Here is a 17,984-nt window from a genome sequence, read left to right as displayed (position 1 = left end):
CAGGTAGGGAGGGGGTGGACCGGTGAGTTCCAAGGACTGGATCGAGAAGGACTTCTACGCCGTGCTGGGCGTGGACAAGGCCGCCTCCGGCGACGACATCAAGAAGGCGTACCGGAAGCTGGCGCGGGATTCGCACCCGGACCACAACCCCGGTGACCCGAAGGCCGAGGAGCGTTTCAAGGCCGCCTCCGAGGCGTACGCGGTGCTCGGCGACGACGCCAAGCGCCGTGAGTACGACGAGCTGCGCTCGCTGTTCGGCTCGGGCGCGTTCCGGCGCAACGCCCGTGGCGCCGGCCAGCCCGGCGGCATGCCGTTCGACGTCTCCGACCTGTTCGGGGGCGCGGCGGGTGGGGCTGGCGACCGCCGCTTCGGCGGGGCCGGCTTCCAGGACCTGTTCAGTTCGATCTTCTCCGGCGGCGCCGCTGGTCCCGGCGGCGGGCCGGCCTCACCTCGGGGCCCGGCGCGGGGCCGGGACGTCGAGGCCGAGGTGGCCCTCGACTTCGGCGACGCCGTACGCGGGGTGACCGTCCCGTTGACGCTGCGCGCCCCGGGGGTCTGCGACACCTGCCACGGCAACGGGGCCAAGCCCGGCACCCAGCCGCGCACCTGCCCGGTGTGCCACGGCGCCGGGACCACCACCCGCAACCAGGGGTCGTTCAGCTTCTCCGAGCCGTGCCGCAACTGCCAGGGCGTGGGCACGATCGTGGAGGAGAAGTGCCCGGAGTGCCAGGGCACCGGCGGGGTCACCAAGACCCGCACGCTGAACGTCCGCTTCCCGGCCGGGGTGGCCGACGGCCAGAAGATCCGGCTGGCGGGGCGGGGCGAGCCCGGCGCGCGGGGCGGCCCGGCCGGCGACCTCTTCGTACACGTCAAGGTGCGACCGGACGAGCTGTTCGGGCGTACGGGCGACGACCTCACGCTGACCGTGCCGATCACGTTCGCGGAGGCCGTGCTCGGCACGGACCTGCGGGTGCCCACCCTCGACGGCGCGGTGACCCTGCGGGTGCCGCCGGGCACGCCGAGCGGCCGGATCCTGCGGGCCCGCGGCAAGGGGGTGGTCCGTCGTGACGGGCAGGCGGGTGACCTGCTGGTGACCCTCGACGTGGTGGTGCCCGCGCGGGTGTCCGACGAGGCGCGTACGGCGTTGGAGAGCTTCGCCGCGCAGACCCCGCCGGCCGCCCGGGAACATCTCGACGCGCGGGTGCGTCGATTCAGTTGACCCGGTGTTCAGTCGGCTCGGTGGAGTGCACGCGGAGGTGAGCGGGATGTCGGACGAGTTCGTCGGTTCGGGTGACCCTGCCTACGAGGCCAAGGTGCTGATGATCTCGGTGGCGGCACGGATGGCGGGGATGCACCCGCAGACCCTGCGCCAGTACGACCGGCTGGGCCTGGTCCAGCCGGGTCGGGCGGCCGGCGGCGGCCGCCGCTACAGCGTGCGGGACGTGGTGCTGCTGCGCGAGGTGCAGCGGCTCAGCCAGGACGACGGCATCAACCTGGCGGGGGTCAAGCGCATCATCGGGCTGGAGCGGCTGCTGGAGCAGGCCCAGCAGCGGGTGGCCCGGCTGGAGGCGGAGCTGGACGCCGCGTACCGCCGGATCGCCGAGCTGGAGTCGTTGGCCCGCTTTCCGGGCAGCGACCTCGTCCCGACCAACCGCACCTCCACCGCGCTGGTGGTCTGGCGTCCCCGGCGGGGACCCGACCGCTGACGACATTTCACCGCGCCCGGCCGCCCTCCCGCGGCCGGGCGCGGTCGTCTTCCCGCCCCTGCCCCCGCCCGGGACGTGCCGTCCCGGCAAGGGCCCGCGGTTACCGGTTCGCCGGCGGGGACGGCGCCGGATCCGCTAGCCTCAAATTCAGGTCTAACCATCTCAATCCGGACTCCGATGGCAGGGGGAGCCATGACGGAAGCGGCGAGGAAGGTTGCCCAGCAGACCGAGGAACGGCTCGACGAGGTGGCGAAGAACGTCCGGGAGAGATTCGACCGGTTCACCGAGAGCCGCTTCACCGACGAGATCAAGAACGGCAGGTTCGCCGACCAGGTCGACCACGGCATCGACCAGGGACGCGACGAGGCGAGACGCCGCGAGCAGGGCGGATCGGAACACTGACGATCCGCCGACGTGCGGGCCGGGACCCACGGGGGGTCCCGGCCCGTTCGCCGTCCAGAGGCGGGCCGGGACGCCAGAGTTTCCGGGCGGGGGTCCCGGCCCGTTCGCCGTCCAGAGGCGGGCCGGGACGCCAGAGGTTCCGGGCGGGGGTCCCGGCCCGTTCGCCGTCCAGAGGCGGGCCGGGATGCCGGGTGCGCCGTGCGGGTGCGTGGGGGCGCTCAGGCGATGCGGCGGTTCTCCCGGACCAGGCCGCCCTCGCACCAGTCCCGGTAGACGAAGAGCTCCGGCCGGGCCAGCAGCACCCGGCTGTTGTACGCCCAGGTGCGCATCAGGTCGTCGCCGTTCCGCTCGGCCTGCTCGACCAGCTTCCGGAAGCGCCGCTTCGGGTGGGCGCGGAATTTCGTCCGGATGCCGTCGGCGGCGTAGATGTAGAGGCAGTGCAGGGCGAACCGGCGGGCCGGGCAGGTCGCGTCCATCGCCAGGTCGAAGAGCACCGCCACCAGCCGGTCACCGGAGACCAGCAGGTCCCAGTCCGGCGGCATGGAGGTCAGCGGCACGGAGTCGGGCTGGAAGGCCCACGCGCGCAGCTCGGCGGGGGTCGGATCGACGGGGTTGGCAAAGCCGTGGAACGTCGACTCCTGCACGCTCACCGGCCAACCTTCCGCTCTCGTCCGCGGGGGCTCAGGCCGTCCGCGAGCTCTGGCTGCTGGGGCGAAACGGTAACCCGGCGCGTTGACCGGCGGTAGCCCCCGCCGGAGGCAATTCGACAACCGTTGGGCGAGGGCCGGGCCGACCGTACGGTCGACCCGGCCCTCGACGGTGACGTCGGTCAGTCGTGCGCCGGCACCGGTTGGGCCCGCTGGGCCGCGCCGCGCCTCCGCAGCCACCGCTTGAACCACGCGAAGTCGGGCAGCCGCGCCAGCATCGGCCCGGTCACGACCGTGATCAGCACGTACGCCGTGGCGAGCGCCGCCAGCTTCGGGTCGACGCTGCCGGCGGCCACCGCGAGCCCCGCGATGACGATGGAGAACTCTCCCCGGGGCACCAGGGTCAGGCCGGCCCGCCAGCGACCGGGCTCGGCGATGCCGACCCGGCGAGCCGCCAGGTAACCGGTGAGCGTCTTCGTCGCCATGGTGATCACGGCCAGCGCGAGCGCGGGCAGCAGCACCGGCGGGATGTCCCGCGGGTCGGTGACCAGACCGAAGAAGACGAAGAAGACCGCCGCGAAGAGGTCCCGCAGCGGGGTGAGCAGCTCGGTCGCGTGGTGCGCCACCGGCCCGGACAGTGCGATGCCGACCAGGAACGCGCCGACCGCCGCCGACACCTGGAGCTTCGCCGCGATGCCCGCCACCAGCAGGGTCATCCCGAGTACGCCGAGCAGCAGCGCCTCCGGGTCCTTCGCCGACATGGCGGTGGAGATCAGGTTGCCGTACTTGATCGCTACCACCAGCACCAGCAGCACGGTGCCGACCGCGACACCGAGCGCGATGCCGCCGCCCAGCAGGCCGCTGCCGGCGAGCACCGCGGTCGCCAGGGGCAGGTAGAACGCCATCGCCAGGTCCTCGATCACCAGGATCGAGAGGATCACCGGGGTCTCCCGGTTACCGAGGCGGCCCAGGTCGGCGAGGACCTTGGCGATGACCCCCGAGGAGGAGACCCAGGTGATGCCGGCGAGCACCAGGGCGGCGACCCAGTCCCAGCCGAGCAGCAGCGCGAACGCCGCCCCGGGCAGCGCGTTCAGCAGCCCGTCGATCAGGCCGGCCGGGGCCGCGGCGCGCAGGTTGCCGACCAACTCGTTGGCCGAGTACTCCAGGCCCAGCATGACCAGCAGCAGGATCACGCCGATCTCGGCGCCGACCGCGAAGAACTCCTCGCTGGCGGCCAGGGGCAGCAGGCCGCCGTGCCCGAAAGCGAGCCCGGCGAGCAGGTAGAGGGGGATGGGCGAGAGGCCGATCCGGCGGCTCAGCCGGCCGAGGAGGCCGAGCAGGAAGAGCAGTGCGCCGACTTCGATGAGCAGTGTTGTCGTTTCGTGCATCCGCGCCTCAGCCGTCCGGGTCGCTGTCGGCAAGGATGGCTGTCACCCCGTCGAGGCCCTGGCGGGTCCCGACCACGACCACCACGTCACCGGCGGCGAAGCGGAAGGAGGGCTCCGGCGAGACGATCACCTCGCCGTGGCGCAGCACGGCCACGATCGAGGCGCCCGTGCGGGAACGTGCCTGCGTGTCCCCGAGCTTCCGGTTGACGTACTTCGAGCCGGCCGGAATGGCGATCTGCTCGGTGAGCAGGCCGGCGGCCTGCTCCCGCAGCCCGGACAGCTGACCGAGCATCAGCGACGCGCCGAGGATGTCGGCGAGCGCCTCCGCCTCGTCGTCCGTCAGCGGTATGTCGTGCTGACATGAGTCGGGATCGTCCGGGTCGTACAGGACGAGGTCACGGCGGCCATTGCGGTGGGATACCACGCCGAGGCGGCGACCGGACTCCGTCAGCAGATCGTGACGGACCCCGATTCCCGGCAGGGCGGTCTGTTCAACACGTACGCGCACACGGCCAGGCTACCCCTGGTCGGCATGCGTAGATCTTGGCAACGAGCGCCGTTCCGTTGTGTGGTCGCTCAGCGCTTTTCCGCCACGAGAGCGGCCCGTCCAATCGATCACTCAGACACCGCTGGGCACGTCCGGGCCGCGAGAGTGATCCAGCTCACACGCGCAGGGTTGAGCGGAATAGGCTCAACTCTGGTTGTGTCCTTCCCAGTGGACACGCCGATCCGGGGGAGCCCATGAACACGGAACGACTCACCACCAAGAGCCGCGAGACCATCACCGGTGCCGTCGCGATGGCGAACCAGCGCGGTCACGCCACCGTGGAGCCCTGGCACCTGCTGCTGGCACTGCTGGACACCGAGGGCTCGACCGCCGCCGGCCTGCTGCGCGCCGTCGGGGCCGACCCCGCCGAGCTACGCCGGGTCGCCCAGCGCTCGGTCGACGCCCTGCCCGCCGCGCGTGGCTCCAGCATCGCCGAGCCGACCCTGGCCCGCGAGTTCGTCAACGCCATCGGGGCCGCCGAGCAGATCGCCCGGCCGCTCGGCGACGAGTACACCTCCACCGAGCACCTGCTCGCCGGCCTGGCCCGGGTGGGTGGCGCGGTGTCGGGCGCCCTGAAGTCGGCCGGCGCCACCGAGGAGAACCTCGTCGCCGCCTTCCCGACCGTGCGCGGCGGGGACCGGCGGGTCACCACCGCCGACCCCGAGCAGACCTACCAGGCCCTGGCCAAGTACGGCGTGGACCTGACCGCCAGCGCCCGCGACGGCAAGATCGACCCGGTCATCGGCCGGGACTCGGAGATCCGCCGGGTGATCCAGGTGCTGTCCCGGCGTACCAAGAACAACCCGGTGCTGATCGGCGAGCCGGGCGTCGGCAAGACCGCGATCGTCGAGGGCCTGGCCCAGCGGATCGTCGCCGGCGACGTGCCCGAGTCGCTGCGCGACAAGAAGCTGGTCTCGCTCGACCTCGGCGCGATGGTCGCCGGCGCGCAGTACCGGGGCCAGTTCGAGGAGCGGCTGAAGTCCGTCCTGGAGGAGATCAAGAACTCCAACGGGCAGGTCATCACCTTCCTCGACGAGCTGCACACCGTCGTCGGCGCCGGCAAGGGCGAGGGCTCGATGGACGCCGGCAACATGCTCAAGCCGATGCTGGCCCGCGGCGAGCTGCGGATGGTCGGCGCGACCACCCTCGACGAGTACCGCGAGCACATCGAGAAGGACCCGGCCCTGGAGCGCCGCTTCCAGCCGGTGCTGGTCGGCGAGCCGACCATCGAGGACACCATCGGCATCCTGCGCGGCCTCAAGGAGCGCTACGAGGTGCACCACGGCGTACGCATCACCGACGCCGCCCTGGTCGCCGCCGCGTCGCTGTCGGACCGCTACATCACCGACCGGTTCCTGCCGGACAAGGCGATCGACCTGGTCGACGAGTCCGCCTCCCGGCTCCGGATGGAGATCGACTCCCGACCGGTCGAGGTGGACGAGATCGAGCGGGCGGTGCGCCGGCTGGAGATCGAGGAGATGGCGCTGGCCAAGGAGCCCGACGCCGCCTCCGCCGAGCGGCTGGAGCGGCTGCGCAAGGAGCTGGCCGACAAGCGCGAGCAGCTCACCGCCCTCGCCGACCGCTGGAAGCTGGAGAAGGACCACATCACCAAGCTCTCCACCGCCAAGGAGGAGCTGGAGCGGCTCGGCGGCGAGGCCGAGCGGGCCGAGCGCGACGGCGAGCTGGAGCGCGCCGCCGAGCTGCGCTACGGCCGGATTCCCGCCCTCAAGGCCGGACTGAAGCAGGCCGAGGAGGAGCTGGCCCGGCTCCAGGCCGACGGCGCGATGCTCAAGGAGGAGGTCGGCGCCGACGACATCGCCGCCGTCGTCGCCTCCTGGACCGGCATCCCCGCCGGCCGGTTGCTGGAGGGCGAGACCGCCAAGCTGCTGCGGATGGAGGAGTCGCTGGGCGCCCGCGTGGTCGGTCAGGCCCAGGCCGTGGGCTCGGTCTCCGACGCCGTACGCCGCGCCCGGGCCGGGGTCGCCGACCCGGACCGCCCGACCGGCAGCTTCCTCTTCCTCGGCCCGACCGGCGTCGGCAAGACCGAGCTGGCCAAGGCGCTCGCCGAGTTCCTCTTCGACGACGAGCGGGCCATGGTCCGCATCGACATGAGCGAGTACGGCGAGAAGCACTCCGTCGCCCGCCTGGTCGGCGCCCCGCCCGGCTACGTCGGCTACGAGGAGGGCGGCCAGCTCACCGAGGCGGTGCGCCGCCGGCCGTACTCGGTGATCCTGCTCGACGAGGTCGAGAAGGCCCACCCGGACGTCTTCGACGTCCTGCTCCAGGTGCTGGACGACGGTCGGCTCACCGACGGGCAGGGCCGCACGGTGGACTTCCGCAACGCCATCCTGATCCTCACCTCCAACCTCGGGTCGTCAGTGATCGGCGACCTGACGCTGGCCGAGGAGCAGCGCCGGGAGGGCGTCCTCGCGGTGGTCCGGTCGCACTTCAAGCCGGAGTTCCTCAACCGGCTGGACGACATCGTGGTCTTCGCCGCGCTGCACGGTGACGACCTGCGGGCCATCGTGGACATCCAGCTCGACCGAATGCGCAAGCGGCTGGCGGACCGCCGCCTCGGCCTGGACATCACCGACGCCGCCCGGGGGTGGCTCGCCGAGCACGGCTACGACCCGATCTACGGGGCCCGGCCGCTGCGCCGCCTGGTCCAGACGGCGATCGGCGACCAGCTCGCCAAGGCCCTCCTGGCCGGCCGGATCCGCGACGGCGACACGGTTCGCGTCGACCTGGCGGACACGAAGGACGCCCTCTCGGTCTCGACGGCCTGACCCCCGCCCGACCCGCATCGATCATGAGGATGGCGGCGAGTTGGATCTCGGCAACCGCCGCCAACCTCATGACTCAAACGAGTGGGGCGGGGCGCGGCGGGGAAGGAGAGGGGCATGTTCGGGATCGGGAAGAGGGACCGGGAGGTCGAGGCGGCCCTCGACGAGCTGCGGCAGGCCGACACGGTGGCGTTCGGCGGGGTCGGGATCGCCGGCACGCTGCTGCCGGTGACCGAGGCGTACCGGCGGGTCGAGGCGGCGCTCGCCGACGACCCCGAGGACGTACGCGGGCAACTCGACCGGCTGCTCGCCGAGGGCACCCCGGCGGGCCGCGTCTACGCCGCCACGCTGCTGGAACGGCTCGACCCGGCGGCCGGTCGGGCGGCCTGGACGGCGCTGCGGGACGACCCGGCCGAGTTCGGCACGTTCACCGGCTGCGTCATGGGCCGCGCCACCCTGGGCGGCTACGCGTCGGAGCGGCTCGCCGGAGCATGATCCGTTCGCCGGCCGGCCCCGCCCGATCGGCCCTGCCGGCCGGCGCCGGCGATCCGTAGCTTCCGTCCCATGACGCCGCCCGCCGACGCGCCGGTACGCCCGCCCCGCCCCGCCACCGTCACCATCGCCTTCTGGTTGCAGCTCGTGACCGTGCTCGTCCTCCTCGGGTTGGTGGCCCTGGTCGTCACCCAGGCCTTCCAGTGGGACGGCCAGATCGACCGCGCGGTGCGGGCGGTTCCGGACGCCGATCCCGACGAGGTGCGCGGCGAGCGCTGGAGCAACGTCGTCGGGGCGGTGGTGCTCGGCCTGCCCGCCCTGCTGCTCGCGCTCTGGCTGGCCGCCACGGCGCCGCCGGTGCGGCGCGGCGGCAACGTCGCCCGGATCCTGGTCTTCGTGGCCGGCGGCGTCCAACTGGTCGTCTGCTGCGGCCAGAGCTTCGCCGGCATGCTCGTGTTCCCCCTGCTCTTCGGCCTCGGCCTCAGCGAGCCGTACGCGGAGGGGGAGTATCCCGACGAGGGGCCGGTCGACCCGGAGGCCGACTTCTGGGCGGAGTCGAAGTTCATCGAGACCCTCTACTCGGAGTCCGACCCCTTCGATGCGGTGCTGTTCCCGCTGGCCGGCCTCGGGGTGCTGACCGTGCTGCTGCTCACCCTCGCGGTGGTGCTGTTGCTGGCGCTGCCGCCCGCCCACCGGTGGTTCGTGCCCCGGGCCGCCTCCCCCGCCGCGCCGCCACCGCCGGCCGGCTACGCCCTGATCCCCGTCGCCTACGCCCCGCCGGCCGGGCCCGGCGCCTATGCCCCGACGGCCTGGCCCGGCGGACACGTCCCGCCGGCCTGGCCCGGTGCCTACGCCCCACTGGCAGGGCCCGGTGCCTACGCCCCGCCGGCCGGGCCCGGCGTCCAGGTCCCGCCGGCCGGGCCCGGCGGTCACCAGGCCGTCCCGCCCGGTCACCTGATCTGCCCCGATCCGGCGGCACACGAGGCCCCGGCCCGGCCGGGCGACGCCGAGGCGGGGACGGCGGACGACTGAGCGCCCAGCACGCCGCGTAATCGGTCTCTCACTCGAACGGCAGCAGGTTTCCCCAGGTGCGCGGGGTTGTTACCGTCTCCGCCGACGTACCTGGGGAGGTGGTCGGTGGACGGGTCGGTGGCGTACCTGCTGACGGCGGCGGGCTGTCTGGTGGGGGTGGCCGGAGTGGTGGTCGCCGTGGTGGCCCTGCGCCGGGGTCGGTCCCGGCCCCAGCGCCCCAAGGACCCGGGCGACCCGCTGCGGGACCGGGACGCCGACGCGCTGCGCGGCGACCCCCGCCGCCTGAAGCCCGGCGACATCGTCGAGATCCGTGGGACGTCGTACGCCGTCCGCGGCTCGATCCGCCTGGTCGAGGGCGGCTGGAGTTGGGCCGAGCACCTGCTCGACGACGCCGCGGGCGTGCGCCGTTGGCTCTCCGTGGAGGAGGACCCGGAGCTGGAACTGGTGCTCTGGGCCGCCGAGCCGGGCGCCACCGTCACCCCGGGCGCCCCGACGATCGACTTCGCCGGCCGACGCTACAACTGGAACGAGTCCGGCCAGGCTCGCTACACCGCGACGGGCACCACCGGCCTCGACCCGACCGGCACCATGCGGTACCACGACTACCAGGCACCCGGCGGGGCCCGGCTCTCCTTCGAGGCGTACGGCGAGGCGGGCTGGGAGGTGGCGCTGGGCGAGGTGCTGCACCGCGCCGACGTGATGATCTACCCACAGGCCGAGGTGGACTGATGCTCGTCACCCTCGACGCCCCGTACGTCGACACCAGCGCCGCCGACCTCAGCCTGGCCCTCGGCGACGACGAGCTGCCCGCGCTGCACGTGCTCGACCTCGACCTGCCCGGCGGCGTCCGGCTGCGGCTGCGCCTGCTCGGCGCCTCGCACCAGGTGGTCCTGCGCGCTGGAGGCGCCACGCTGACCGAGACGGTCGCCTGCCTGCCCGGCCGCCCGCCCGAGCTGCCGCACGCGGTGCAGGACGAGGCGAACGGCTACCGCTTCACCGCGACCGTGCTGCGGCCCGCCGGCACCGGGCTGAGCGACCGGGTGGCCGCCCTGCGCGCCGACCTGGCCGACGACCCGTACGCGCTGGTGGGGGTCTTCCCCGGCGACGCCGACGCGGTGACGGCGCTGTCGGTGCGTCCCGACCCGCCGGACGGCGCCCTCGGCTGGCGCACCTGGCACGCGTATCCCCAGACCAACGAGCTGGTCCTGACCGAGACGGTGGTGGCACTGCGATGACGTACCGACGCTGGTTCGTGGTGGGGGTGGCGTTCGCCGTCATCGGCGCGCTGGTCGCCGCCTTCGCCATCTTCTACGGCAACTTCTCGCCCCGCGGCTTCGTCGAGGACAGGTACACCCGGGCGGCGAGCCAGGACATCGGCCGGGACGCCGTCGCCTACACCTCGAACCGGTCGCCCAGCCAGGTGGCGAAGGAGGTCACCGACGCGTGGCGGCCGGCCGACCAGTACGTCGACGGCAGCGGCGTCTACCTGCGCTACGACGACGACTCGGTGGTGATCCTGCCGATCGCCGCCGGCTCGGTGATCCTGTTGGAACGCCTCGGCACGGCGTACCCGCGCTACCACTCCACCGTGGGCAACCACTGGGGCTGGGGCCGGGGCAGCACGGTGCGCGGCGGCGGCCCGGGCTCCGGCAAGTAGCCCATCCCCTCACCCCGACGAAACCCCTGGAGTCCCCTTGCAGACGCTGGTCACCGATCTGCTGGTCACGCTCGCCTACGGCGTGGTCGGTGTCGTCCTGATGGCCGTCGGCTACGCCCTGGTCGACGTGGCCACCCCCGGAAAGCTCCACGAGCTGATCTGGGTCGAGCGCAACCGCAACGCCGCGCTGCTGCTCGCCTCCAACCTGGCGGGCGTCGGCATCATCGTGGTGGCCGCCATCGCCGCCAGCGCCGACGACTTCGTGCTCGGCATCGTCGGCGCGGCGGCGTACGGCATCCTCGGCCTGGTCATCATGGCGGCGGCGTTCCTGCTGCTCGACGCGGCCACGCCGGGCAGGCTCGGGGAGATCCTGGTCGACCCGCAGCCGCACCCGGCGGTCTGGGTCTCCGCCGTCGTCCACCTGGCCACCGGCGCGATCATCGCCGCCGCCATCAGCTGATGGCCGGCGCGAAGACGCCCACCGCGCCGGCCGCGAAGAAGTCGTCGCCGAAGGCGGCGGCGGTCATCTGGCTGGTCAGCGGCATGATCGTCCTCGGGTGCGTGGTGGCCGGGATGGTCAACAGCGGTTCGGGAGACGACGACGTGCCGTCGCCGACCGCGCAGGAACGCGCTGACACCGTGCCGATCCTCCAACGCTCCGCCGACAGCCAGGGCATCTGCTACGGCTGGGTGCTCCAGGACTACTTCAGCTACAGCGACCCGCTGAGCGTCGGGTCGAACCTCGGCGACGGGGTCGCGGTCGAGGAGAACCCGGCGTGCCCCCGATGGGTGCAGGTGGACGCCCGGGTCGCCTACACCTCGGAGAGCAGCGAGAGCAACGACTTCGCGCGGATCGACGTGACGGGGTCCGCCGACATCTCCACCAGTCAGCTGTTCCGCATCGAGGACGGGCTGACCCGGTTCGGCCTGACCGAGGACGTCTTCATCGACGATCCGGGTTGGGCGATCACCCGGGCCGCCGTGACGCTGCCCCTGCTCGCCGTCGAGGCGGGACTGGTGGAACCGGCCGCCACCCCGGCTGCCGACGCGGCCACCCCCGCTCCGCTGTCGGACGCCGGCAACGACCTGTGGCGGGACCGCTGGGGCTACCTGCTGGCCGCGCTCGGCCTGCTGCTGCTCACCGGGCTGCTGGTCGCCGTCGGCCTGTGGCAGCGCCGCCGCCAGCTCCGCGGGGAGGCCGAGAAGGGCGGGGCCAACGGGCGGACGCCCACGGCGCCCCGGCAGCAGTCCGCCAAGCGGGACGCACGGCGTACGCCGGAGGGCCGGTGACCGTCGACGCGCCGGCGCCCGCGCGGTGGCGGCTGTCCCGCGCGGCGGTGCTCGTCGCGGTCTTCGTCTGCGCCGCCTGCGGCCTGGTCTACGAGCTGGCCCTGGTCGCCCTGGGCAGCTACCTGATCGGGGACACGGTCGGGCAGGCGTCGATCGTGCTGGGCGTCATGGTGTTCGCGATGGGTGTCGGCGCGCTCGCCGCCAAGCCGTTGCAGCCGCGCGCCGCCGCCGCGTTCGCCGCGATCGAGCTGGCCCTGGCCCTGCTCGGCGGTCTCTCCGTCCTCGGCCTCTACGCGGCCTTCGCGTGGCTGGACCTCTACGGACCGGCGCTGGTCGGCACCGCGTTCGTGCTGGGCCTGCTGATCGGCGCGGAGATCCCGCTGCTGATGGTGCTGCTGCAACGCATCCGGGAGCAGTCCGCCGGCAGCGCGGTGGCGGACCTGTTCGCCGCCGACTACGTCGGTGCGCTGCTCGGCGGGCTGGCCTTCCCGTTCCTGCTGCTGCCGGTCTTCGGGCAGCTCAAGGGCGCGCTGGTGGTCGGCGCGGTGAACGCCGTGGCCGGGCTCGCGCTGGTCTGCACGGTCTTCCGGCGCGAGCTGAGCCGCCGGGCCCGCGTCGCGCTCGGCGCCGGCACCGCCGTGGTCTTCCTCAGCCTCGGGTACGCGTGGGTGACCGCGCACGACTTCGAGCTGACCGCCCGCCAGCAGCTCTACCGGGACCCGGTGGTGCACGCCGAGCGCAGCCGCTACCAGGAGATCGTGCTCACCCGCTCGGTTGCCGAGACCGGGCGGGCCGGCACCGACCTGCGGCTCTTCCTCAACGGCGACCTCCAGTTCAGCTCCGTCGACGAGTACCGCTACCACGAGGCGCTGGTGCATCCGGTGCTGAACGGTCCGCGCGGCGAGGTGCTGGTGCTCGGCGCCGGCGACGGCCTCGCCGTACGCGAGCTGCTGCGCTACCCGGACGTCCGGCGGGTCACGGTGGTGGACCTGGACCCGGCGGTGGTGGCGCTGGCCCGCAGCGAGCCGCAGCTGCGCCGGCTGAACGGCGGGGCGTTCGACGACCCCCGGGTCCGGGTGGTGCACGCCGACGCGTTCTCGTGGCTGCGTACCGCCACGGACCGGTTCGACGCGGTGGTGGCCGACCTGCCCGACCCGGACGAGACGGCCACCGCCAAGCTCTACACGGTCGAGTTCTACGCGCTGGTGCGCGCGGTGCTCGCCGAGGGCGGCCGGCTGGTCGTGCAGTCCGGCTCGCCGTACTTCGCGCCCCGGTCGTACTGGTCGATCGAGGCGTCGCTGCGCGAGGCCGGCTTCGCCACCACGCCGTACCACGTGGACGTGCCGTCCTTCGGTGACTGGGGCTTCCTGCTCGCCGCCCCCGGCGCTACCGCGCCCGCCCTGACCCTGCCGCCGGACGCGCCGGCGCTGCGCTTCCTCGACGCGGCGACGCTCTCCGCCGCCGGGGCCTTCCCCGCCGACCGCCGCCGCGTGGACGTGCCGGCCTCCACCCTGCTCCAGCCCCGGGTGCTGGAGTACGCGCGGGCGGAGTGGCGCGGCTACTGACGCGCCCCGCCGCGCCCCGTCGCGGGCGAACGTATCGATGCCGTACGGCGGGTCGGTGTCCGCCTGCCGTGCCCGACTGGCCCGATCTCGATACGGTGTGACCGCGATCTTAGGGAGGGAGAATCATGGTCGATCCCCACAACACGCCGGCCCGCACCCGGCCGGGTGTGGTGACCATTTCCACGTATCTGCTGTGGCTGTTCGCGCTCACCCAGCTCATCGGCGTCATCATCACGCTGTCCACCCTCGGCACCGTCTCCAGGGTGCTCGACGAGGCCTACCGGGGCACCGAGGCCAACGGTGTGCAGAACCTGGCGGACATCACCAAGGTCATCACCATCGTCAGCGCCGCCATCCTGCTCCTGCTCGCGGTGGTGCTCGCCGTACTGGGCGTGTTCAACAACCGGGGCAGCAACGGGGCCCGGATCACCACCTGGATCATCGGCGGCATCATGGTCTGCTGCACGGGCGGCGGCCTGGCCAGCGGCCTGGCGGGCGGCGGCTTCGGCGGGACCGGCCAGACGACCGGCAACGGGCCGAGCCCCGAGGAGATCCAGCGCCGCCTGGAGGAGGCGCTGCCCGGCTGGGTCAACCCGGTCTCCACGCTGGTCGGCGTGATCGGGCTGCTCTCGCTGCTCGCCGCGCTGATCCTGCTGGCGCTGCCGAAGGCCAACGAGTTCTTCCGCAAGCCGAAGCAGGCGTGGGAGCCGCCGGTCCCGGGCGCGGCCTACCCGGGCCACCCGCAGACGTCCGGCGAGCCCGGCTATCCGCAGACGCCGGGGTATCCGCAGGCACCCGGCCAGCCGTCGGCGCCGGGCCAGCCCGGCTATCCGGCTCCGGGCGGCCAGCCGCCGTCCGCTCCGTACGGCGGGCAGTCGGGTCAGCCGGGGGCGACCCCGGGTGGCGAGCAGCCCGGCTCGGACCGCCCCGGTCCGACGCCGCCGCCGATGAGTTGACCGGTCGATAACGGCGACGCCGACGGTCCCTCCGAGTAGGTTGCATCCCGACGCCTACCGGAGGGACTCGTCGTGTCGTACCCCGATCGGGCACCGGCCCGTCGCCCGGCCGTGGTCACGCTGGCCGTGGCGGCGCTGGTGCTGATGGCGGTCGCCGCCCTGGCGTACGCCGTCGCCGGCGCGGCGACCCTCGGGGGCACCGTGGACCGGTTCCGCGACGCGGCCGGGGGCACCTCGGCGGGCCCCGGGCAGGTCGACCGCATCGTCACCCTGCTGCGCGTGTCCACCGTGCTCACCGTGGTGGTGAGCCTGCTGGCGGGGCTGCTCCTCGCCGGCCTGGCCCTCGGCCTGCGGGCCGGCCGCTCCGGCGCGCGCACCGCGACCTGGGTGGTGTCCGGCCTGGGCCTGATCCTCGGCTGCTGCGCGCTGGCGGTGCTGGTCGGCCAGCGTGCCGCCCCGCTGCGACTCGGCGAGGACGACCGGGCGACGGGGGAGTTGCTAGGCCTCGTCGACGACGCCCACCCGTCCTGGTGGATTCCGTTGGGCGCAGGGCTTTCCGTCGGCCAGGTGCTCGGTTACCTTGTGGTAGCAACGCTGCTGGCCCTGCCGGCGGCGAACGCCTGGTTCCGCCGCCGACCAGCACCGCCCGCCCCGCAGCAGCCCCCGACGCAGCCCGCACCGCCCGCCGACCCGCAGCAGTCCGCACCGCCGCCCGCCCAGCACCCGTGGCACCAGCCGCCCGCGCCTTCGTACCCGCCGAGTGAGGATCGCCCGTGACGCTCGACCAGCCGACCACCGGGCGGCGGGCCCTGATCACCGGCGGGACCGCCGGCATCGGCGCCGCCTTCGCCCGCCGGCTGGCGTCGGACGGCTGGCACCTGGTGCTCGTGGCGCGGGACGCCGCCCGGCTGGCCGACGCGGCGGCCGAGCTGACCGCGCGGCACGGCCGGGAGGTCGAGACGATCCCGGCCGACCTGTCCACCGACGACGGTTGCGCGGCCGTGGAGCGGCGGCTGGCGGAGGGGTCGCCGGTCGAGTTGCTGGTCAACAACGCCGGCATCAGCCTCAACACCCCGTTCCTGCGCTCGTCCGCCGAGGACGAGGCGCGGCTGCTGCGGCTCAACGTGCACGCGGTGATGCGGCTGACCCTCGCGGCCCTGCGTCCGATGACGGAGCGGCGTCACGGGGCAGTGATAAATGTCTCTTCCGTGGCGGGTTTCGGGGCGGTCATGCCGGGCTCGACCTACTCGGCCAGCAAGGCGTGGGTCACCAACTTCAGTGAGTCCGTCGGCCAGTCCGCGCGGCCGTTCGGCGTCCGCGTGATGGCGCTCTGCCCCGGCTACACGCGGACGGAGTTCCACGAGCGGGCCGGCATCAACATGTCGAAGACCCCGGAGTGGATGTGGCTGCGGGCCGACGACGTGGTCGACGAAGCGCTGCGTGACCTGCGCAAAGGCAAGCTGGTCAGCGTCCCCGCGTGGAAGTACAAGCTGGCCGTCGCCGGTTTGCGGCACGCGCCCCGGCGGCTGCTGGAGGCGGTGGCCCGCGACACCCGGGGCCGCATCGGTCGCGACGGCGGCTGACCGCCGCGGCGGCACCGCGCCGCGCCGCGGCCGGCGTCGATCGCCCGCCCCACCGGCTGAACGGTCGCTCAGCGTAGCCGGCCATCGCCATCCATCGGTCGCTCCCACGGCTGATCCGGGTGGACCCGGCACGCGGCTCCCAGACTTGCGCAGTACCCTCTACCCCCATGGGGGACCACGACGACCTGCGTAAATTCATTACCGACCTGGCGGTGGTCCACGGCCGGGTGGTGCTCTCCTCCGGGCGCGAGGCGGACTGGTACGTCGATCTGCGTCGCGTCACGCTCCATCACCAGGCCGCCCCGTTGGTGGGCCGGGTGATGCGCGAGCTGACCGCCGACTGGGACTACGACGCGGTGGGCGGCCTGACCCTGGGCGCCGATCCGGTGGCGATGTCCATGCTGCACGCCGCGTCGGCGACTGATCATCCGCTGGACGCGTTCGTGGTCCGCAAGGCGGGCAAGGCGCACGGGCTCCAGCGCCGGATCGAGGGACCGGACGTGGCCGGCCGGCGGGTGCTGGCGGTGGAGGATACGTCCACCACCGGGGGGAGTGTGTTGACCGCGGTCGAGGCCCTTCGTGAGGTCGGGGCCGAGATCGTGGGTGTGGCGGTTATTGTTGATCGAGGCGCCGGCGACGCGGTGAGAGCTGCCGGACTGCCTTATCGGGCGGCCTATACGTTGGCTGACCTCGGCCTTGTGGCGTAAAAGTCTGCCGATTCGGATCTGCTGATATGCAGGCGGATCGATGCTGCTGGTGGAAGGATGGAATACGTGGGAACTGCGTTGGCTGAAATGACCATGCCTCAGATCTCGCCGCTTGCCGGCGAGCCGATCGAACGTGCCGATGCCGAGCGTCTCGCCGGGGTCCTCAAGGCCCTCGCCGACCCCGCTCGACTGCGGCTGCTCAGCCTGATCCAGTCGGCGCCCGAGGGCGAGGCGTGCGTGTGCGACCTGACCGCGCCGCTCGGCCTCTCGCAGCCGACGGTCAGTCACCACCTGCGCATCCTCACCGAGGCCGGCTTGCTGGAGCGGGAGAAGCGCGGTGTCTGGGCCTACTACCGGCTGGTGCCGACCGCGATCGCCACGATCGCGGATCTGCTGACCCCGCCGCGCAAGCGCGCCACCAAGAAGGCTCGCTGACCTGTAGCGATCGTCCGGTGCCATCCCCCAGCGGGGACGGCACCGGACGGCCGGGCGGTCAGTGCTTGCCGTAGTGCTCGCGGGTCTCCCGGATCGCCTCCTCGGCGGCGGCCCGCTCCTGCGGGGTGGTGCCACGCTTGGCGGCCATCCGCGCCCGCAGCAGCTCGACGGCGATCGGGACGACCGAGAGCGCCACGATGGCGATCAGGATCATCTCGATGTTCGCCTTGACGAACGGGATCTGCCCCAGGAAGTAGCCGAGCACGGTCACGCCCGTGCCCCAGAGGATGCCGCCGATCACGTTGTAGATGACGAAGGTGCGGTAGTTCATCCGGCTGACCCCGGCCACGATCGGCGTGAACGTCCGCACGATCGGCACGAATCGGGCCAGCACGATGGAGCGCGCGCCGTACTTCTCGAAGAAGTCGTGCGCCTTCAGCACGTTCTCCTGCTTGAACAGCTTCGAGTTCGGCCGGCGGAACAGGGCCGGGCCGACCTTGCGGCCGAACGCGTACCCGACCTGGTCGCCGGCGATCGCCGCGAGGGTGATCAGCAGGCAGACCAGCCACAGCGGGTAGGTGATGTACTTCCCGTCGGCGGTGAGCAGACCCGCCGTGAACAGCAGCGAGTCGCCCGGCAGGAAGAACCCGATCAGCAGGCCGGACTCGGCGAAGACGATGACCAGGATGCCGATCAGCCCGAACGTCGAGATCAACACCTCTGGATCGAGCCAGCTCGGCCCCAGGGCCAGGGTGGTGGTGGGCGTCGGCACGAGGTGACCTCCGATGTATGCC

Annotated in this window: 21 protein-coding genes; 17 read left to right on the top strand and 4 right to left on the bottom strand. The window is 73.0% G+C overall.

From position 1 onward, the window contains the following. Nucleotides 1–22 precede the first annotated feature (22 nt). From dnaJ to ABZ793_RS00905, 3 genes are all read left to right on the top strand, one after another. Nucleotides 23–1,219 (top strand): molecular chaperone DnaJ, encoded by a 1,197-nt coding sequence (gene dnaJ, locus ABZ793_RS00915; protein ID WP_357449883.1) that lies wholly within the window; start codon nucleotides 23–25, stop codon nucleotides 1,217–1,219. 46 nt (nucleotides 1,220–1,265) lie between these two features. After that, on the top strand, nucleotides 1,266–1,706 hold the full coding sequence (locus tag ABZ793_RS00910; protein ID WP_350682760.1) for a helix-turn-helix transcriptional regulator: 441 nt from the start codon (nucleotides 1,266–1,268) through the stop codon (nucleotides 1,704–1,706). Between the two features lie 192 nt (nucleotides 1,707–1,898). Next, entirely contained in the window at nucleotides 1,899–2,108 is a 210-nt protein-coding gene (locus ABZ793_RS00905) for a hypothetical protein (RefSeq protein WP_357449879.1), read from the top strand. Nucleotides 2,109–2,326: 218 nt separating this feature from the next. Here ABZ793_RS00905 and ABZ793_RS00900 read toward each other — a convergent pair whose 3' ends face one another. From ABZ793_RS00900 to ABZ793_RS00890, 3 genes are all read right to left on the bottom strand, one after another. Continuing rightward, nucleotides 2,327–2,758 carry a hypothetical protein gene (locus tag ABZ793_RS00900; RefSeq protein ID WP_350702233.1) on the bottom strand — a complete coding sequence of 144 codons (432 nt, stop codon included), beginning with the start codon at nucleotides 2,756–2,758 and terminating at the stop codon, nucleotides 2,327–2,329. A 179-nt stretch (nucleotides 2,759–2,937) separates the two neighbouring features. After that, entirely contained in the window at nucleotides 2,938–4,143 is a 1,206-nt protein-coding gene (locus ABZ793_RS00895; protein ID WP_357449876.1) for a cation:proton antiporter, read from the bottom strand. Between the two features lie 7 nt (nucleotides 4,144–4,150). After that, nucleotides 4,151–4,651: a TrkA C-terminal domain-containing protein gene (locus ABZ793_RS00890; RefSeq protein ID WP_350702229.1), complete on the bottom strand. Its 501-nt coding sequence runs from the start codon at nucleotides 4,649–4,651 to the stop codon at nucleotides 4,151–4,153. A 233-nt stretch (nucleotides 4,652–4,884) separates the two neighbouring features. Between ABZ793_RS00890 and clpB the strand changes: the two genes are divergently transcribed. The 14 genes from clpB to ABZ793_RS00820 all read left to right on the top strand — a co-directional run bounded on the left by clpB (nucleotide 4,885) and on the right by ABZ793_RS00820 (nucleotide 17,190). Continuing rightward, nucleotides 4,885–7,476 (top strand): ATP-dependent chaperone ClpB, encoded by a 2,592-nt coding sequence (gene clpB, locus ABZ793_RS00885; RefSeq protein WP_357449872.1) that lies wholly within the window; start codon nucleotides 4,885–4,887, stop codon nucleotides 7,474–7,476. A gap of 114 nt (nucleotides 7,477–7,590) precedes the next feature. Further along, on the top strand, nucleotides 7,591–7,968 hold the full coding sequence (locus ABZ793_RS00880) for a hypothetical protein (protein ID WP_357449868.1): 378 nt from the start codon (nucleotides 7,591–7,593) through the stop codon (nucleotides 7,966–7,968). Between the two features lie 69 nt (nucleotides 7,969–8,037). Continuing rightward, nucleotides 8,038–8,997, top strand: coding sequence for a hypothetical protein (locus ABZ793_RS00875; RefSeq protein WP_357449865.1), 960 nt, complete (start codon nucleotides 8,038–8,040; stop codon nucleotides 8,995–8,997). A gap of 105 nt (nucleotides 8,998–9,102) precedes the next feature. After that, nucleotides 9,103–9,726 (top strand): DUF4178 domain-containing protein, encoded by a 624-nt coding sequence (locus ABZ793_RS00870; RefSeq protein WP_357449862.1) that lies wholly within the window; start codon nucleotides 9,103–9,105, stop codon nucleotides 9,724–9,726. Then, nucleotides 9,726–10,232, top strand: coding sequence for a DUF2617 family protein (locus ABZ793_RS00865; RefSeq protein WP_350702219.1), 507 nt, complete (start codon nucleotides 9,726–9,728; stop codon nucleotides 10,230–10,232). Before ABZ793_RS00870 ends, ABZ793_RS00865 begins: the two co-directional genes overlap by 1 nt. Beyond that, on the top strand, nucleotides 10,229–10,654 hold the full coding sequence (locus ABZ793_RS00860; protein ID WP_350702217.1) for a DUF4247 domain-containing protein: 426 nt from the start codon (nucleotides 10,229–10,231) through the stop codon (nucleotides 10,652–10,654). The genes ABZ793_RS00865 and ABZ793_RS00860 overlap by 4 nt, the downstream gene beginning before the upstream one ends. Nucleotides 10,655–10,691: 37 nt before the next feature. After that, nucleotides 10,692–11,114, top strand: coding sequence for a DUF350 domain-containing protein (locus ABZ793_RS00855; RefSeq protein WP_357449859.1), 423 nt, complete (start codon nucleotides 10,692–10,694; stop codon nucleotides 11,112–11,114). Further along, nucleotides 11,114–11,944 (top strand): hypothetical protein, encoded by an 831-nt coding sequence (locus ABZ793_RS00850; RefSeq protein WP_357449856.1) that lies wholly within the window; start codon nucleotides 11,114–11,116, stop codon nucleotides 11,942–11,944. The genes ABZ793_RS00855 and ABZ793_RS00850 overlap by 1 nt, the downstream gene beginning before the upstream one ends. Further along, nucleotides 11,941–13,509: a polyamine aminopropyltransferase gene (locus ABZ793_RS00845; protein WP_357449853.1), complete on the top strand. Its 1,569-nt coding sequence runs from the start codon at nucleotides 11,941–11,943 to the stop codon at nucleotides 13,507–13,509. The genes ABZ793_RS00850 and ABZ793_RS00845 overlap by 4 nt, the downstream gene beginning before the upstream one ends. Before the next feature lie 125 nt (nucleotides 13,510–13,634). Continuing rightward, complete coding sequence (locus tag ABZ793_RS00840) at nucleotides 13,635–14,465, top strand: hypothetical protein (RefSeq protein WP_357449849.1); 831 nt, start codon at nucleotides 13,635–13,637, stop codon at nucleotides 14,463–14,465. A 72-nt stretch (nucleotides 14,466–14,537) separates the two neighbouring features. Next, nucleotides 14,538–15,242, top strand: a complete 705-nt coding sequence (locus ABZ793_RS00835; protein ID WP_357449846.1) for a hypothetical protein — start codon at nucleotides 14,538–14,540, stop codon at nucleotides 15,240–15,242. Further along, nucleotides 15,239–16,048 (top strand): SDR family oxidoreductase, encoded by an 810-nt coding sequence (locus ABZ793_RS00830; protein WP_357449844.1) that lies wholly within the window; start codon nucleotides 15,239–15,241, stop codon nucleotides 16,046–16,048. Before ABZ793_RS00835 ends, ABZ793_RS00830 begins: the two co-directional genes overlap by 4 nt. Nucleotides 16,049–16,215: 167 nt before the next feature. After that, nucleotides 16,216–16,755, top strand: a complete 540-nt coding sequence (locus ABZ793_RS00825; protein ID WP_350685601.1) for an orotate phosphoribosyltransferase — start codon at nucleotides 16,216–16,218, stop codon at nucleotides 16,753–16,755. Between the two features lie 57 nt (nucleotides 16,756–16,812). After that, nucleotides 16,813–17,190, top strand: coding sequence for a metalloregulator ArsR/SmtB family transcription factor (locus ABZ793_RS00820; protein WP_007073957.1), 378 nt, complete (start codon nucleotides 16,813–16,815; stop codon nucleotides 17,188–17,190). A gap of 58 nt (nucleotides 17,191–17,248) precedes the next feature. Here the strand turns inward: ABZ793_RS00820 and ABZ793_RS00815 are convergent, their stop codons facing one another. Beyond that, nucleotides 17,249–17,962 carry a VTT domain-containing protein gene (locus tag ABZ793_RS00815; protein WP_357449839.1) on the bottom strand — a complete coding sequence of 238 codons (714 nt, stop codon included), beginning with the start codon at nucleotides 17,960–17,962 and terminating at the stop codon, nucleotides 17,249–17,251. Between the last annotated feature and the right edge of the window lie 22 nt (nucleotides 17,963–17,984).

Origin of the sequence: Micromonospora sp. NPDC047465 (assembly GCF_040643125.1) — a bacterium.
Taxonomy (GTDB): Bacteria; Actinomycetota; Actinomycetes; order Mycobacteriales; family Micromonosporaceae; genus Micromonospora.
Note: the sequence above shows the minus strand (reverse complement) of the source record. Positions and strands in the feature narration are given on the sequence as shown.

Coding starts and splice junctions, on each gene's coding strand:
- ABZ793_RS00910 (WP_350682760.1), top strand. CDS start 1,266: ATGTCGGACGAGTTCGTCGGTTCGGGTGACCCTGCCTACGAGGCCAAG.
- ABZ793_RS00905 (WP_357449879.1), top strand. CDS start 1,899: ATGACGGAAGCGGCGAGGAAGGTTGCCCAGCAGACCGAGGAACGGCTC.
- ABZ793_RS00895 (WP_357449876.1), bottom strand. CDS start 4,143: ATGCACGAAACGACAACACTGCTCATCGAAGTCGGCGCACTGCTCTTC.
- clpB (WP_357449872.1), top strand. CDS start 4,885: ATGAACACGGAACGACTCACCACCAAGAGCCGCGAGACCATCACCGGT.
- ABZ793_RS00880 (WP_357449868.1), top strand. CDS start 7,591: ATGTTCGGGATCGGGAAGAGGGACCGGGAGGTCGAGGCGGCCCTCGAC.
- ABZ793_RS00875 (WP_357449865.1), top strand. CDS start 8,038: ATGACGCCGCCCGCCGACGCGCCGGTACGCCCGCCCCGCCCCGCCACC.
- ABZ793_RS00865 (WP_350702219.1), top strand. CDS start 9,726: ATGCTCGTCACCCTCGACGCCCCGTACGTCGACACCAGCGCCGCCGAC.
- ABZ793_RS00860 (WP_350702217.1), top strand. CDS start 10,229: ATGACGTACCGACGCTGGTTCGTGGTGGGGGTGGCGTTCGCCGTCATC.
- ABZ793_RS00850 (WP_357449856.1), top strand. CDS start 11,114: ATGGCCGGCGCGAAGACGCCCACCGCGCCGGCCGCGAAGAAGTCGTCG.
- ABZ793_RS00840 (WP_357449849.1), top strand. CDS start 13,635: ATGGTCGATCCCCACAACACGCCGGCCCGCACCCGGCCGGGTGTGGTG.
- ABZ793_RS00825 (WP_350685601.1), top strand. CDS start 16,216: ATGGGGGACCACGACGACCTGCGTAAATTCATTACCGACCTGGCGGTG.
- ABZ793_RS00820 (WP_007073957.1), top strand. CDS start 16,813: ATGGAATACGTGGGAACTGCGTTGGCTGAAATGACCATGCCTCAGATC.